The 15051-nt window shown below is 76.7% G+C and carries 13 protein-coding genes; 8 read left to right on the forward strand and 5 right to left on the reverse strand.

What is annotated here, in order from left to right; all coding sequences use genetic code 11:
- The first annotated feature begins 133 nt into the window (after positions 1–133).
- The 3 genes from hutH to hutI are packed head-to-tail and all read left to right on the forward strand — an operon-like array spanning position 134 to position 4738.
- Positions 134–1747, forward strand: a complete 1614-nt coding sequence (gene hutH / locus AC3WT4_RS00690; RefSeq protein WP_492314418.1) for a histidine ammonia-lyase — start codon at positions 134–136, stop codon at positions 1745–1747.
- A gap of 31 nt (positions 1748–1778) precedes the next feature.
- Positions 1779–3458: a urocanate hydratase gene (gene hutU, locus AC3WT4_RS00695; protein ID WP_492314419.1), complete on the forward strand. Its 1680-nt coding sequence runs from the start codon at positions 1779–1781 to the stop codon at positions 3456–3458.
- Positions 3455–4738, forward strand: coding sequence for an imidazolonepropionase (gene hutI, locus AC3WT4_RS00700; RefSeq protein ID WP_492314420.1), 1284 nt, complete (start codon positions 3455–3457; stop codon positions 4736–4738). Before hutU ends, hutI begins: the two co-directional genes overlap by 4 nt.
- A 121-nt stretch (positions 4739–4859) precedes the next feature.
- On the opposite strand, the gene AC3WT4_RS00705 is transcribed toward hutI, so the two are convergent.
- The gene (locus AC3WT4_RS00705; RefSeq protein WP_492314421.1) at positions 4860–5876 is read right to left on the reverse strand and encodes an arginase family protein; all 1017 of its coding nucleotides are present in this window, start codon (positions 5874–5876) and stop codon (positions 4860–4862) included.
- Positions 5877–5923: 47 nt separating this feature from the next.
- Positions 5924–6823 (reverse strand): universal stress protein, encoded by a 900-nt coding sequence (locus tag AC3WT4_RS00710; RefSeq protein ID WP_167405749.1) that lies wholly within the window; start codon positions 6821–6823, stop codon positions 5924–5926.
- A 212-nt stretch (positions 6824–7035) separates the two neighbouring features.
- On the opposite strand from AC3WT4_RS00710, the gene AC3WT4_RS00715 reads away from it, so the two are divergent.
- The 3 genes from AC3WT4_RS00715 to AC3WT4_RS00725 all read left to right on the forward strand — a co-directional run bounded on the left by AC3WT4_RS00715 (position 7036) and on the right by AC3WT4_RS00725 (position 8921).
- On the forward strand, positions 7036–7764 hold the full coding sequence (locus AC3WT4_RS00715) for a response regulator (protein WP_083384667.1): 729 nt from the start codon (positions 7036–7038) through the stop codon (positions 7762–7764).
- 142 nt (positions 7765–7906) lie between these two features.
- The gene (locus AC3WT4_RS00720; protein ID WP_083384665.1) at positions 7907–8380 is read left to right on the forward strand and encodes a pyridoxamine 5'-phosphate oxidase family protein; all 474 of its coding nucleotides are present in this window, start codon (positions 7907–7909) and stop codon (positions 8378–8380) included.
- A gap of 28 nt (positions 8381–8408) precedes the next feature.
- Positions 8409–8921, forward strand: a complete 513-nt coding sequence (locus AC3WT4_RS00725; RefSeq protein WP_074803668.1) for a GNAT family N-acetyltransferase — start codon at positions 8409–8411, stop codon at positions 8919–8921.
- A 32-nt stretch (positions 8922–8953) separates the two neighbouring features.
- Here AC3WT4_RS00725 and AC3WT4_RS00730 read toward each other — a convergent pair whose 3' ends face one another.
- Positions 8954–10129, reverse strand: a complete 1176-nt coding sequence (locus AC3WT4_RS00730) for a GAF domain-containing sensor histidine kinase (RefSeq protein ID WP_257418880.1) — start codon at positions 10127–10129, stop codon at positions 8954–8956.
- A 199-nt stretch (positions 10130–10328) separates the two neighbouring features.
- On the opposite strand from AC3WT4_RS00730, the gene AC3WT4_RS00735 reads away from it, so the two are divergent.
- Positions 10329–11132 (forward strand): tetratricopeptide repeat protein, encoded by an 804-nt coding sequence (locus AC3WT4_RS00735; RefSeq protein ID WP_492314422.1) that lies wholly within the window; start codon positions 10329–10331, stop codon positions 11130–11132.
- A 217-nt stretch (positions 11133–11349) separates the two neighbouring features.
- Here AC3WT4_RS00735 and AC3WT4_RS00740 read toward each other — a convergent pair whose 3' ends face one another.
- Positions 11350–11922 (reverse strand): hypothetical protein, encoded by a 573-nt coding sequence (locus tag AC3WT4_RS00740; protein WP_074803662.1) that lies wholly within the window; start codon positions 11920–11922, stop codon positions 11350–11352.
- 175 nt (positions 11923–12097) lie between these two features.
- Positions 12098–12511: a hypothetical protein gene (locus tag AC3WT4_RS00745; RefSeq protein WP_492314423.1), complete on the reverse strand. Its 414-nt coding sequence runs from the start codon at positions 12509–12511 to the stop codon at positions 12098–12100.
- 302 nt (positions 12512–12813) lie between these two features.
- Between AC3WT4_RS00745 and AC3WT4_RS00750 the strand changes: the two genes are divergently transcribed.
- Positions 12814–14910, forward strand: a complete 2097-nt coding sequence (locus AC3WT4_RS00750; protein ID WP_492314424.1) for a D-alanyl-D-alanine carboxypeptidase family protein — start codon at positions 12814–12816, stop codon at positions 14908–14910.
- Positions 14911–15051: the final 141 nt, after the last annotated feature.

Here is a 15051-nt window from a genome sequence, read left to right on the forward strand (position 1 = left end):
GTCGGCGTCGGTAGCTGCGGTAGAGGGCCGGCTTCTGCGGTCGGGGAGGGAACAAGGGACCCTGTCTGGGATCCCAGACTGAATCGGTCCCAGCGGGCTCCCGGCGCGTCGGGCCGCGGTGTGTCCTGAGTGCATGACAGCGACGACGCACTCCCCGGCCGTCTCCGACCCGGCCCGCGCCGCGCGCGTCGTCGTCGTGGGCGACGGCCCGCTGACGATCGACGACGTGGTCGACGTCGCGCGGCACGGCGCGCGCGTCCGGCTCGCCGACGCGGCGGTCGAGGCGATGGCGGCGAGCCGCGCCGTCGTCGAGGGGCTCGCGGACGACGACCGCCCGCACTACGGCGTCTCGACCGGGTTCGGTGCGCTCGCCCGCCGCCACATCCCGGTCGAGCGGCGCGCGCAGCTCCAGCTCAGCCTCGTGCGGTCGCACGCGGCGGGGTCGGGGCCGGAGGTCGAGCGCGAGGTCGTGCGGGCGCTCCAGCTCCTGCGGCTCGGGACCCTGGCGACCGGGCGGACCGGGGCGCGCCCCGTCGTCGCGCAGACGTACGCCGCGATGCTCGACGCCGGGATCACGCCGGTGGTGCGGGAGTTCGGTTCGCTGGGCTGCTCGGGCGACCTCGCGCCGCTCGCGCACGTGGCGCTCGCCGCGCTCGGCGAGGGCGAGGTCCGGGACGCGACGGGAGCCGTCGTGCCCGCTGCCGACGCGCTCGCTGCGGCCGGGATCGTGCCGCTCGCGCTGCGCGAGAAGGAAGGCCTCGCGCTCATCAACGGCACCGACGGCATGCTCGGGATGCTCGCGCTCGCGCTGCACGACCTGCGGTCCCTGCTCACGACGGCCGACGTCGCGGCCGCGGCGAGCGTCGAGGCGCTGCTCGGCTCGGACGCGCCGTTCGCGGCCGACCTCGTGGCGATGCGGCCGCACCCCGGCCAGGCGGCGTCGGCCGCGAACCTGCGCGCGCTGCTCGACGGCTCGCCCGTCGTGGCGAGCCACCGCACGCTCGACGCCGACGGCCGGCCCGAGTGCACCCGGGTGCAGGACGCGTACTCGCTGCGGTGCGCGCCCCAGGTGCACGGCGCCGCGCGCGACACGCTCGACCACGCGGCCGCCGTCGCGCGCCGGGAGCTCGCGGCGGCGATCGACAACCCGGTCGTCACCGTGGACGGGCGCGTCGAGTCGAACGGCAACTTCCACGGGGCCCCGGTCGCGTACGTGCTCGACTTCCTCGCGATCGCCGCGGCCGACGTCGCGAGCATGAGCGAGCGCCGCACGGACCGGTTCCTCGACAAGGCCCGCAACGAGGGCCTGCCGCCGTTCCTCGCCGACGACCCGGGCGTCGACTCCGGGCTGATGATCGCGCAGTACACGGCGGCGGGGATCGTCTCGGAGCTCAAGCGGCTCGCGGTGCCGTCGAGCGTCGACTCGATCCCGTCGTCGGCCATGCAGGAGGACCACGTGTCCATGGGCTGGGCCGGGGCGCGCAAGCTCCGCCGCGCCGTCGACGGGCTGGGCCGCGTCCTCGCGATCGAGCTGCTCACCGCGTCGCGCGCCCTCGACCTCCGCTGCGACGCCGGGTCCCTGCACCCCGCGCGGGGGACCGGCGCCGTGCGCGACCTCGTGCGCACGGCCGCCGCGGGACCCGGACCGGACCGCTACCTCGCGCCCGAGATCGAGGCCGTGACCCACCTCGTCGCGACGGGTGCCGTGACCGCGGCGGCGAGCGCCGCCGTCGGGCACCTGGCCTGAGACCCACCCGACCCGAAGGAGCGAGACGACCATGGCCCACGAGCCGACCCACCGCCTCGGCACGCCCGTCCCCGTCCGCGCCCCGCGCGGCACGACCCTCACCGCGCGGTCGTGGCAGACCGAGGCGCCGCTGCGGATGCTCATGAACAACCTCGACCCGGAGGTCGCGGAGCGGCCCGACGACCTCGTCGTCTACGGCGGCACGGGCCGGGCGGCGCGCGACTGGCCGAGCTACCACGCGATCGTCCGCACCCTCACGACGCTCGCGGACGACGAGACGCTCCTCGTGCAGTCGGGCAAGCCGGTCGGGGTGCTGCGGACGCACGAGTGGGCGCCGCGCGTGCTGCTCGCGAACTCGAACCTCGTGGGGGACTGGGCGACGTGGCCCGAGTTCCGGCGGCTCGAGGCGATGGGCCTGACGATGTACGGGCAGATGACGGCGGGGTCGTGGATCTACATCGGCGCGCAGGGCATCCTCCAGGGCACGTACGAGACGCTCGCCGCGGTCGCCGCGAAGCGGTTCGGCGGGACGCTCGCCGGGACGCTGACCCTCACCGGCGGGTGCGGCGGCATGGGCGGCGCGCAGCCGCTCGCGGTGACGCTCAACGGCGGGGCGTGCCTCGTGGTCGACGTCGACCGGTCGCGCCTCGACCGGCGCGTCCGGGAGCGGTACCTCGACCTGGTCGCGGACGACCTCGACGCCGCGGTCCGGCTCGTCGAGGACGCGCGGCGCGAGCGCCGGGCGCTGTCGGTGGGGGTCGAGGGGAACAGCGCGACGGTCGTGCCGGAGCTGCTGCGGCGCGGGGTCGAGGTCGACGTCGTCACGGACCAGACGTCGGCGCACGACCCGCTGTCGTACCTGCCGGTCGGGGTCGACCTCGCGGACTGGGCCGACTACGCCGCCGCGAAGCCCGACGAGCTCACCGACCGCGCGCGCGAGTCCATGGCCCGGCACGTCGAGGGCATGGTCGGGTTCCTCGACGCGGGCGCCGAGGTCTTCGACTACGGCAACTCGATCCGCGACGAGGCGCGCCGCGGCGGCTACGACCGGGCGTTCGACTTTCCCGGGTTCGTGCCCGCGTACATCCGGCCGCTGTTCGCGCAGGGCAAGGGCCCGTTCCGGTGGGCCGCGCTCTCGGGCGACCCGCGCGACATCGCCGCGACCGACGCCGCCGTGCTCGACCTGTTCGACGACGACCACCTTCACCGCTGGATCCGCGCCGCCCAGGAGCGCGTCGCGTTCCAGGGCCTGCCCGCGCGCATCTGCTGGCTCGGGCACGGCGAGCGCGACCGCGCGGGCCTCGCGTTCAACGACCTCGTCGCGTCGGGCGCGGTGCGCGCGCCGGTCGTCATCGGCCGCGACCATCTCGACGCCGGGTCGGTCGCGTCCCCGTACCGCGAGACGGAGGCCATGGCCGACGGCTCCGACGCGATCGCCGACTGGCCGCTGCTCAACGCGCTCACGGCCGCGTCGTCGGGCGCGACGTGGGTCTCGATCCACCAGGGCGGCGGCGTCGGCATGGGCCGCTCGATCCACGCGGGCCAGGTGTCCGTCGCGGACGGCACGCCGCTCGCCGCGGCCAAGCTCGCGCGCGTGCTGTCGAACGACCCGGGCCTCGGGGTGCTGCGCCACGTCGACGCCGGGTACGACGACGCGGTCGCCGCCGCCGAGCGCGGCGGGCTTCGCGTCCCCGCGCGGGAGACGCCGTGACGGGTCGCCGCGCGGCGGGCACGTCGTCGGTGCCCGGGTCGACGCTCGTCACCGGCATCGGCGAGCTGACGACCAACGCCCCGGGCGGCCCCGGCACGCGCGACGGCGACCCGACCGGCCTGGTGACGGACGCCGTCGTGCTGCTCGACGGCGGCCGGGTCGCCTGGGCGGGCCCCGCCCGGGAGGCACGGGACGCCGTCGGGCCTGCATTGGACGGACGGGAGCCGGACGCGACGGTCGACGCGGGCGGGCGCGCGGTGCTCCCGGGGTTCGTCGACTCGCACACCCACCTCGTGTTCGCGGGCGACCGTGCCGCCGAGTTCGAGGCGCGCATGGCGGGGCGCCCGTACGAGGCGGGCGGCATCCGGGCGACCGTCGCCGCGACGCGCGCCACGTCCGACGACGTCCTCCGCTCCGGGCTCGCCCGGCACCTCGACGAGGCGGCCCGGCAGGGCACGACCACGGTCGAGGTGAAGAGCGGCTACGGCCTCACCGTCGTGGACGAGGAGCGGTCCGTGCGGCTCGCGCGCGAGGCGACGTCCGAGGTGACGTTCCTCGGCGCGCACGTCGTGCCGGTGGAGTACGCGGGCCGGGCCGACGCGTACGTCGACCTCGTGTGCGGGGAGATGCTCGCCGCGTGCGCGCCGCACTCCCGGTGGGTCGACGTGTTCTGCGAGACCGGCGCGTTCACGCCCGAGCAGTCGCGCCGCGTCCTCGAGGCCGGGGCCGCCGCGGGCCTCGGCGTGCGCGTGCACGCGAACCAGCTCGGGCCGGGGCAGGGGGTGCGCCTCGCCGTCGGGCTCGGCGCCGCCGCGGTGGACCACTGCACGTACCTCACCGACGACGACGTCGCGGCGCTCGCGGGCTCGTGGACCGGCGGCGGGGCCCTTTCGAGCGGCGCCCCCGGCACCGTCACGACCCTGCTCCCGGGCGTCGAGTTCTCCACCCGCCAGCCCTACCCCGACGCGCGACGGCTGCTCGACGCGGGCGCCGTCGTCGCGCTCGCGAGCGACTGCAACCCCGGGTCGAGCTACACGTCGTCGATGCCGCTGTGCGTCGCGCTCGCGGTCCGCGAGATGCGGATGACCGTCGCCGAGGCCGTGTGGTCCGCGACCGCGGGCGGTGCGCTCGCGCTGCGGCGGGACGACGTCGGGCACCTCGCCCCCGGCGCCCGGGCCGACGTCGTCCTGCTCGACGCCCCGAGCCGCACCCACCTCGCCTACCGCCCCGGCGTCCCGCTGATCGCGAAGACCTGGAGAGCCGGCCACCCCCACCCCTGACCCAACCCCCACCCCGACCCCCGACCTCTCGGCCGAGCAGGTGGTCCTGGCGCGTCCGGGTCGCGTGTCGTGCCGGGACCACCTGATGGGCCGGCCTGTATCGCCTGCTCGGCGGAGGCGCCTACGCCCGCACCGGTTCCGGGGTCCGCGGGTGGAGGGCTCGGCCCGCCGCGAGCTCCAGGACGCAGAGCGCGGCGAGGCGGACGGTGCGGCCGTCGGGGGCGTCGGCGGTCGCGTCGACCTCGACGACGTCGGCGGAGCGGAGCCGGTCGTCGCGCGCCGCGGCGCGGACGAGGGCGCGCAGCTCCCACGCCGCGATCCCGCCGGGGACGCTCGCGGGGCAGCCCGGGGCGACGGAGCGGTCGCACACGTCGACGTCCACGTCGAGGTGCACCGGGCCGCCCGCGGCGCCCGCGACCTCCATGGCCGCACGCATCACGTCCTCGGGCCCGCGCCGGCGCAGCTCGTCGACGTGCACGACGGTGATCCCCAGCTCGACGGCGCGGCGTGCGTACTCGGCGGAGTTCGCGAAGTCCGCGATGCCGACCTGCACGACCCGCCGCGGGTCGAGCCCCGCCTCGACCAGCCGCCGCACCGGGGACCCGTTGGACACGCCGTCGCGCAGGTCGTGGTGGGCGTCGAGCGTGACGAGACCGGCGGTGGTGAGGTCGTCGCCCCACGCGCCGAGCGCGGTCGCGACGGTCACGGAGTTGTCGCCGCCCAGCGCGACGAGCAGCCGTGCGCGCTCCAGCGCGGCGCGGACCGCCGCGCGCGTGCGGGCCTCGCCCTCCGCGCCGTCGGGCTCGTCGACGTCGCCGAGGTCGGCGAACGTGAGCTCCGCGAGGTCGACGGGATCGGCCCGCCCTCCCAGGCCTCGAGCGCCGACGACGGCGGGCCGGACGCGGGCGGCGGGGCCGCCGTCGGGCAGGGGGCGGTCGGGGACGAGCGCGGGGCTGAACCGGCGCAGCGCGGCGCGCACCGCAGCGGGCGTCGCGTGCGCGCCGGTCGGCGAGAGCGACGTGCGCCAGGCCGGGACGCCGAGCACCGCGACGTCGACGGCGTCGCCCGTCGGCCCGGGCCAGTCGCCCGCCCGGGGCCACGACGGGTCGTGCGGGAGGGGCTGCGCGTCGTCGCTCACGGTCCCGACGCTAGCGGCCCGACGGCCGCCCCGCCCCGCGCGCGGCCCTAGTCCCGCGCCGCGTGCACGACAGCGACGGGGTGCGTCGCGTGGTGCAGCACCTCCTGGCTCACGGAGCCGAGGAGCATGCCGCGCAGGTCGCCGCGGCCGCGCGACCCGACGACGGTCAGCGCGGCCCCCGCCGCGGCCTCCCGGAGGGCGACGGACGGCTCGCGGTCGACGACGAACGTCTCGACGAGGACGTCGTCGTGCTCCGCGGTGCGCACGCGCCCGAGCGCGGCCTCCACGGTGCGCGACGCCTCGGCGCGCGCGTCCCGCTCGGCGGCGGTGTAGAACGCGGGGTTCTCCTCCCACAGCGGCCCGGCGGGCAGCCGCCAGGCGCACACCGCGACGACGCGGGCGCGGGTGCGCGCGGCCTCGTCGAGGGCGAACCGGAGCGCGGCGTCGCCGTGCACGGACCCGTCGACGCCGACCACGACGTCGGTGGTGCGCTCGACGTGCTCGACGGACGGCGGCACGACCACGACCGGCACGGGCGCGCGGGCGGCGAGCCGGGTCCCGACGGACCCGAAGAACATCGACCCGACGGACCCGAGCCCGCGCGACCCCACGACGACGAGGTCGGCGTCCTTGGCCTCGTCGAGCAGCGCCTCCGAGGGCGGGCCGGAGCGCAGCAGAGTCCGCACGGGCACCGACGCGTCCACGCGTGCGGCGCGCTCGGCGGCGGCCGAGAGGATGGGGCCGGCGATCTCGCCGAGCTCCTCGACGCTCGGGTAGTACGCGCCGCCGACGAACGGCGTCGCGACGACGGGCACGTACGCGACGTGCAGCACGCGCAGCTCGGCGCCCCGGCGGGCCGCCTCGTGCACCGCCCAGTCCAGGGCCTTGCCGCTCGTCGTGCTGCCGTCCACACCGACCAGCACGACCTGCTGCGTCGATCCGCTCACCATGACCACCTCGGTCCTCGATCCCCTTCGTGGCGGTCGTCCCGCCACCTGCCACACCTCCTGGATACCTCGGACGGGCGGTCCGCCGCACCCGGCGACCGCCCCGGACGCGCGGGTCGCACGGCACGACGCACCGGGACGAAGGTCCCGCACCTGCGGCACGACGGGCTCGCGCGCGCGAGAATCCCCCTGCGACCGGCTACGTTGAGGGCATGGGCTCTCCCCACCCGATCCGCGTGTTCCTGCTCGACGACCACGAGGTGGTCCGCCGCGGCGTCGCCGCTCTCCTCGAGGCCGCCGGTGACATCACCGTCGTCGGCGAGGCCGGCACCGCCGCCTCCGCGCTCGCCCGCATCAAGGCGACGCGCCCCGACGTCGCGATCCTCGACGTGCGCCTGCCCGACGGCTCGGGCGTCGAGGTGTGCCGCGAGGTGCGCTCCGAGCTGCCCGAGGTCGGCTGCCTCATGCTCACGTCCTTCGCCGACGACGAGGCGCTGTTCCAGGCCGTCCTCGCCGGGGCGTCGGGGTACGTGCTCAAGCAGATCCACGGGTCCGACCTCGTCGGCGCGGTCCGCACGGTCGCGGCGGGCGGGTCGCTCCTCGACCCGGCGAGCACCGCGCGCGTCCTGGAGCGCCTGCGCCACGCCGCGGACGAGACGCCGGACCGCCTCGAGGGCCTCTCGCAGCAGGAGCGCCAGATCGTCGCGCTCATCGGCGAGGGTCTGACGAACCGCGAGATCGGCAAGCGCCTCTACCTCGCGGAGAAGACGGTCAAGAACTACGTCTCGCACGTCCTCGCGACGCTCGGCCTGCAGCGCCGCACGCAGGTCGCGGTCCTCGCGACCGAGATGCGCCAGGAGGAGTCGTCCCGCCAGGGCGCCCCGGGTGCGGGCGGCGCGGCCGGGGACCGGCAGCACGGTGGCCCGGCGCAGCGTCCCTGACGGGCCCGGCCCGCGGGACGGGGCGGGGCCCGAGGGCTCGCCCGCGCACGGACCGGGGACCGGCGCCCCGGGACCGGGCGACCGCGCGGCGTCGGGACCTTCGGCACTCCCGGATCTGACACCGCGGCGCGACGATGTGGAGATGGACACAGTCGAGCGGACCGGGACAGGGGCACCGGTGGGGAGCGGGGGGCTCGCGACGGCCGAGCGCCCGCGCGCCTCGGCAGGGCTCGCGGAGCTCACGCCGGAGGAGAGCTACGCGCTCCTCGCGACCGTCCCCGTGGGCAGGATCGTCTACACCGACCACGCGCTGCCGGCGATCCAGCCGGTGAACTTCGTGCTCGACGGCCCGGACGTCGTGTTCCGGACCGCGGAGGGCTCGAAGCTCGCGGTGGCCGCGAGCCGCGCCGTCGTCGCGTTCGAGGTCGACTCGTTCGACGCCGACGCCCGCTCGGGGTGGTCCGTCGTGCTCGTCGGCCGCACGTTCGAGGTCACGGAGCCGGTGGAGCGCGCGCGGCTCCTCGCGCTCCCGCTCGTGACCTTCGTGCCGGGCACGCGCGACCGCGTCATCAAGGTCGTGCCGCGCATCGTCACGGGGCGGCGGATACTGCGCTGAGCCGCGGGCCGCGCACTACGCTCGCCGGGTGACTGCGACGATCGAGGTGCGCACCGCGACGCCGGCGGACTGGCCGGGCATCTGGCGGGCGCTCGAGCCCGTCTTCCGCGCGGGGGAGACGTACACGTACCCGCGCGACATCACCGAGGCCGACGCCCGGACCGCGTGGCTCGACGCCCCGGGGGCACGCGTCCTCGTGGCGGTCCCGGCGGAGGACGGTGCCGCGGGCACGGTGCTCGGCACCGCGAAGTACCTCCCCAACCATCCCGGGGCGGGCTCCCACGTCGCGAACGCGAGCTTCGTCGTCGGGCCCGACGGCGCGGGGCGCGGCGTCGGACGCGCGCTCGCCCGGGCCGTGCTCGACGGTGCGCGCGCCGACGGCTACCGGGCGATGCAGTTCAACGCGGTCGTGGAGACGAACGAGCGCGCGGTCCGGCTCTGGGAGTCGCTGGGGTTCACGATCCTCGCGACCGTCCCCGAGGCGTTCGACCACCCGGTGCACGGGCTCGTCGGCCTGCACGTCATGCACCGGACGCTCTGAGCACCCGGCCGGCGAGCCGCACGACGGGCGCGTCAGCCGAGCGGCACCCACCACTCGAGGCGCGTGCCGCCGTCGGGCTGGGCGGTCGCGGTGCTCGACCCGCCGAGCGCGGCGGCGCGCGCCTGCATGTTCCGCAGGCCGGAGCGCCGGCCGCCGGGCTGGATGCCCACGCCGTCGTCGGTGACCGTGAGGCGCGCCTCGTGCGCGGTCACGGCCAGGTGCACGACGACGCGGCTCGCCTGCGCGTGCCGGGCGACGTTGGTCAGGGCCTCGCCGAGCACGACGACGAGCTGGTCGGCGACCTCGGCCGGCAGGCTGGGGCCGCCGTCGGTCACGCCCGCGCCGGACCCCTCGGACGCCACCTCGACGTCGACCTCGGGCGCGAACCCGAGGACGGTCGTCGCCGCCTCGGCCTGCGCCCGGAACCGGTCCTCTATCGAGGGCGCGTCCGGGTCCGTGGCCGTGTGCAGCGCGAAGATGGTGGAGCGGATCTGCCGGATCGTCTCGTCGAGGTCGGAGACGGTCTCCTCGATGCGCGTGCGCGCGTCCGGGTCGCTGACGAGCGGCTGCACGCTCATGAGCGTCATCGCCGACGCGAAGAGGCGCTGGATGACGACGTCGTGCAGGTCGCGCGCGATGCGGTCGCGGTCCTCCAGGACGCCCACCTGCTTCGCGCGGCCGTAGAGCCGCGCGTTCTCGATCGCGACGCCCGCGGCGGCGGCGAGCGCGATCACGGCCGCCTCGTCCTCCGGGGAGAACTCCTCGCACCCGCCCCCGGGGACCTGCTTGTCGGTGAGGTAGAGGTTGCCGAACACCGTGTCGCGCACCCGGACCGGGACGCCGAGGAACGTGTGCATGGGCGGGTGGCCCTCGGGGAACCCCGCCGAGCGGACGTCGTCGGCGATCTCCGGGACGCGGATGGGCGCCGGGTGGTCGATGAGCTCGCCCAGCAGCCCCTCGCCGTGCGGCCAGTGGTCGATCGCGGCGACCTCGTCGTCCGAGAGGCCCAGGGGGATGAACTGCGCGAGGCGCTCGCGCCCCGACGCGTCGAGCACCCCGAGCGCGCCGTACCGCGCGCCCGTGAGCTCCATCGCCGCGTCGACGATGCGCCGCAGCACCTGCGGCAGGTCGAGGTCGCTCGTCACCGCCACGACGGCGTCCAGCACACGTTGCCCGGCGCTGCCCGGCAGGTCGGTCGTTCCGCTCACCTGATGCAGTCTCCCAGACGCCGGCGGTCGGGGGGCACCCGGTCCGCCCCGGGGGTGTGACGTGGGCGACACCGCCGCGCTACTGTGCGTCCACATCTCGGGACGTCCGACGCCGTCCTGCCGCCGGCCGCACGTCGCCGTCGCGCAGGTCCGGACCACCGGGCCGTCGACGCAGGGGGCCGAAGGGACGCGGTGCCGCATGCCGACCACCGACCAGGGCGCGGACGTCGCCCCGCGCTCCGGAGCGCCCGCCGAGGCCGCGGCGCTCGCCGACCTGCGGTCCGCCGTCGGGCACCTGCACCCCGACGACCCGGCCGAGCTCGTCGCGATCGCCGACGACCTGCGCGCGCTCGGCAGCCCGGCTGCCGCGGTCCCGTTCTACGAGGCGGCCGTCGAGCAGGGCGTGCCGGGGGCGGTGTACCGGCTGGGCGTCGCGCACCACGAGGCGGGCGACGCCGCGGAGGCGTTCCGCTGTTTCGAGCTCGCCGGTCTCGCGGGCGACGCGCTCGGGGCGTTCATGGCGGCGCAGGTCGCCACGGAACGCGGGGACCTGCACGCGGCCCGCCGCTGGTACGAGCTGGCGCAGGGCGTCGAGGGCGCGGCCGTGCGGCTCGCGCAGGTGCTCGCCGAGCTGGGGGAGCGCGACGCCGCCGACGGCCTCCTCGCGGCGACGTCGGGCGAGAGCTGGGAGGCGGCGGTCGAGCTCGTGCGCAGCGGCGCCCTGAGCCCGGACGACGCCGTCGCGCTGCTCGAGGGGTGGGCCGGGACGGGCGAGGCGCGCGTCGCCGCGACGCTCGCGGACCTCTACGTGCGCGCGGGGCGCGGGCCCGACGCCGAGGACCTGCTCGAGCAGGCGGCGCTCGCCGGCGAGCCGACCGCGCGCACGAACCTCGGGGTGCTCCGGCTCCGGGCGGGCCGCGTGGCCGAGGCGATGGCCCTGTGGCACGAGGCCGCCGCCCAGGGCGACGCCCAGGCGGCGGAGCTGCTGGCCCGCTTCGGCTGACGCCGCGCCGCGCACGCAGAAAGGCGCCCGGCGGGCGACCGGCTCCGTCGAGCTGTCGGTCGCCCTGCCGGGCGCGGAGGGCGGGACGTGCGGGTGGTCTCCCCACCGCCCGCACGCCCCTCTTCCCCCGGGAGCGACTCCCTGCAGCGACGGCCTCAGATCGTCGCGCGGTATCGGTCGCCCCGTGGCCCGCCGCACACGGCGGGCGGTCGAACCGTCAGACCAGCCAGGCGTTGCGCTGGACGAACGGGATCTTCTTCCACGTCTTGCCGAGCCCGACCACGCTGCCCGCCCCGAGGAGGGTGAGAGCGATGATCGTGAGCGACATCGTGATGTGGTCGTCGATGATCGGGTTGGTCACGAGCGGGAGCTCGGCCAGGTACATGAGCAGGAGCAGGAGCGTGCCGCTCACCGCGGCGATCCGCATCCCGATGCCCAGGATCAGGGCGAGCCCGATGCCGAGCAGGCCGACCATGAAGAGCACGTCGATGAACGCGTTCCCGGCGAGGCCGCTGAAGAAGCCCGAGAACGTGCCCTCGAGGTTCGACAGGAAGCCGGTGGTCGGGCTGTTCCCGTTGATCCACGACCGCTCGGCGGGGGTGGCGAACCCGAGCCCGAACGTCTTGTCGAGGAAGGCCCAGAGGAAGTAGAACCCGATCGTGATCCGCAGGACGCCGAGGACCACCTGGGTGGGCCGCGTGGCGCGCTCCGCGAGGCTGAGGGTCTCCGGCTCGGTGCCTTCGACCGTGGGGAGCGGCGCGTTGGCGTTCCGCTCGATCGTCCCCTTCATCACTGTCCCCTCTCATCGACCCGTCCGGTGCGGTCGGGCTCCTGAGACCAAGCAAACCCCTGTGAAGGAAGGGTGGACGTCAGGCAAAAGTCGCCGGGCCCGGGGACCTAGGTCCCCGGTGCGGACGAGGGCCCGGGGGTACCGGGCGCGTGCCGATCGCGCGCGGCCCGCCCGGTCAGGAGCCCGAGGCGTCCTCGAGGTCGGTGCGGAGCTCGTCGACCCGGGTGCGCAGGCTCTCGATCCCGTCGCGCACCGCGGCGTCGGCACCGGAGAGGGAGCCCGCGACGTCGCCCAGCTCGGTGGACGCGTCGTCGAGCGCGGCCTCGGCGTCGGCCAGGCGCTGCTCGGCCTGCGCGCGCGTCTCGTCCGTGGCGGACGCCGCCTCGTCCGCCGCGGCGCGGGCCTCGTCGGCGGCCTCCTGCGCGGACGCGACGGCCTCCTCGGCGCGGGCGCGCGTGTCGTCCGGGAGGGTGCCCAGGTCGTCGGTGAGCGACCGGACGTCCTCGCCGATCGTCTCGACCTGGGAGCGCGCGTCGTCGAGGAACTGCTGGACCCCGTCGCCCGTCAGGGTGAATTCCGGCACGCTCACCGAGCCGTCCTCGGCGCACCCGCCCAGCGCGACGGTCGCGGCGACGGCTGCCCCGAGCGCGAGCGCGCGAGACGTTGACCTGCGGTGACGTGTCGGTGAACTCATGGGGCGATTGTCCACCGCGAACATGAGACGGGGGTGAGAGCCTCGTGGAGGCGGTGTACGGTAGGCGGACGAGGGCACTGTGGCGTGCAGCACACCGATCGTGGGCGCGCGCAGCCGTGACGTCGGGCGCGACGACGCGCACATCCGGCGTGCGGGACCGCAGGTCCGTGGCAGGGCACGAAGCACGGGAGTGAGCGGTGAGCACCACGGCGGAGCACGAGGGCGCGGACGACGCGCCCGTGACGCCCGAGCCCGCGCCCGCCGCCGGTGCGGTGGGCCCGGAGCCGTTCGGACGGCGCGCACGCGCCGTCTCGCACGTCCTCATCTCCTCGGCGCTCGCCATCACGCTCGCCGCGGCCCTCTCCGGCAGCGTCCAGCCGCGCCCGGGCGCGTCGTTCTTCGCGCAGGAGGCCGCCACGGCGACCCAGGTCGCGGCGCTCTCGAGCACCCTCGGGGCGGGCCTCGACGAGAACCAGCAGCTCGACGGCGCGATCGAGGTCCTCGCGACGGCCAACGCGCTCGACGACGGCCACGTCTCCCCGACCGTCGAGCAGGCCCGCGCCGAGCTCGGCATGCTCCTCGCCACCTATCTCGCGCAGCAGGACGCGGCCCGCCGCGTCCCGGCTCCGCTCGTGCCCGACGGCGACCTCGACCTGGACGAGTCGCTCGACGACGCGCAGGTCCCCGAGCTCCCGGAGCCGCTCGGCCCGGGTACCGGTGCGGGCCCGGGCGCCGGTGCGGGCACGGAGACGGGCACGGGCGCCGACGACACCACGACGGGCCCGGACGGCGAGGCACAGGACCCCGCGACCGGTGGCCCGGCGCAGCAGCCCGCGACGATCGACGCCGCCGGGGACGCCGTGGCGGACGCGGTCCGGACCGCGGCGGAGCGGACGGCGCCCTCGCCGAGCCCGACGAGCAGCCCGTCCCCGAGCGCGTCCACCAGCCCCGCGCCGGGCGACACCCCGAGCCCCGGCGGCACACCGAGCCCGGCACCCGGCGCGAGCACGCCCGTGGACCCGTCCGCCCCCGGCGGCGCAGGGTCCCCGGGCGACGCGGGAGGACCGGGCGACCGGACGCTGCCCGAGGACGAGGTGCCCGCGCCCGACGGGGTCGCCCCCGGCGAGCTGGACGGGTCCCAGGACCCGGCCGACGGCTCGGCTGACAGCGGTGACGGCGACCACGCCGAGGGCGACGACCACGCGCACGGTGACGTGACGCTCGAGGACGTCCTCGCCTCCGCGACGACGCTCGCCGAGCTGCTCGGCACCGACCTCGTGCCGGTCGGCGTCGTCCCGGCCGCCGGGGCGACGGCGCTCGCGGGCACGACCCTCGCGGAGCGGCTCGCCGAGGTCGTCGAGCGGTACGCCGGCTCGACGGCGCAGTACCAGAACGGCCGCATCCCGCCGGAGGCGCTGTGCGCGCTCGACTTCGCGCCGGGCAAGACCCTGCGCTGCGACGCCGCGGAGCAGCTCGAGGCCCTCGCCGCGGAGTTCGAGACGGAGTTCGGGTACGCGCTGAAGATCACCGACGCGTACCGGCCGTACGACGAGCAGGTGCGCCTCAAGGCGGTCAAGCCGTACCTCGCGGCCGTGCCCGGCACGTCGCAGCACGGGTGGGGCCTCGCGATCGACGTCGGCGGGAACGTGCCGTCGGGGACGTCGCTCGAGTACGTCTGGCTCCGCACGCACGGCCCGGACTACGGCTGGGACAACCCCGCGTGGGCGCGGCCCAACGGGTCCAAGCCGGAGCCGTGGCACTTCGAGTTCTTCGCGGCGGGCAAGATGCCGACGCGGTACACGCCTGCCGAGGGCAGCGCGCCGTCCACGCCGCAGAAGCCGACGGCACCGAGCGCGCCCGCGCCGAAGCCCACCCCGACGACCCCGCCGGCGCCGCAGCCCCCGGCACCGACTCCGACCCCGACCCCGACGCCGACGGACCCCCCGCCGACGAAGCCCACGACCGTCGCCGTCCCGGCGAACCTCGTCGGCAAGCAGCAGGCCGCGGTCGAGGCAGCGCTCCAGGGTGCCGGGCTCAAGGTCAGCGTCACGACGAAGACCGACCCCGCCGCAGCCGGGACGGTGCTCTCCGTCGCGCCGGGCTCCGGCACCCAGGTCGCTCCGGGGAGCACGGTCGCGATCGTCGTCTCGTCCGGCCCGGCGCCGGACCCGGAGCCAGAGCCGGAGCCGACCGAGCCCGAGCCGTCACCCGAGCCGACGGACCCGGCGCCCGAGCCCACGACCGCGCCGACCCAGGCCCCGACGGCCCCCGGGACGGAGCCGACCGCTCCCTGAGGCGGGGGACGCCGTCAGGCGTGGGGCGGAGCCGCGGTGGTGCCCGGTTCGCGGGCGCCACCGGGACCGGTCTCGTGGCGCCGCCGGAAAAAGCCGTGCGCCTCCGGTCCCGGCGGCGTAGCGTCGGGCGCGATGTGATCC

The organism is Cellulosimicrobium sp. EB106-03-01-XG111, assembly GCF_058792115.1.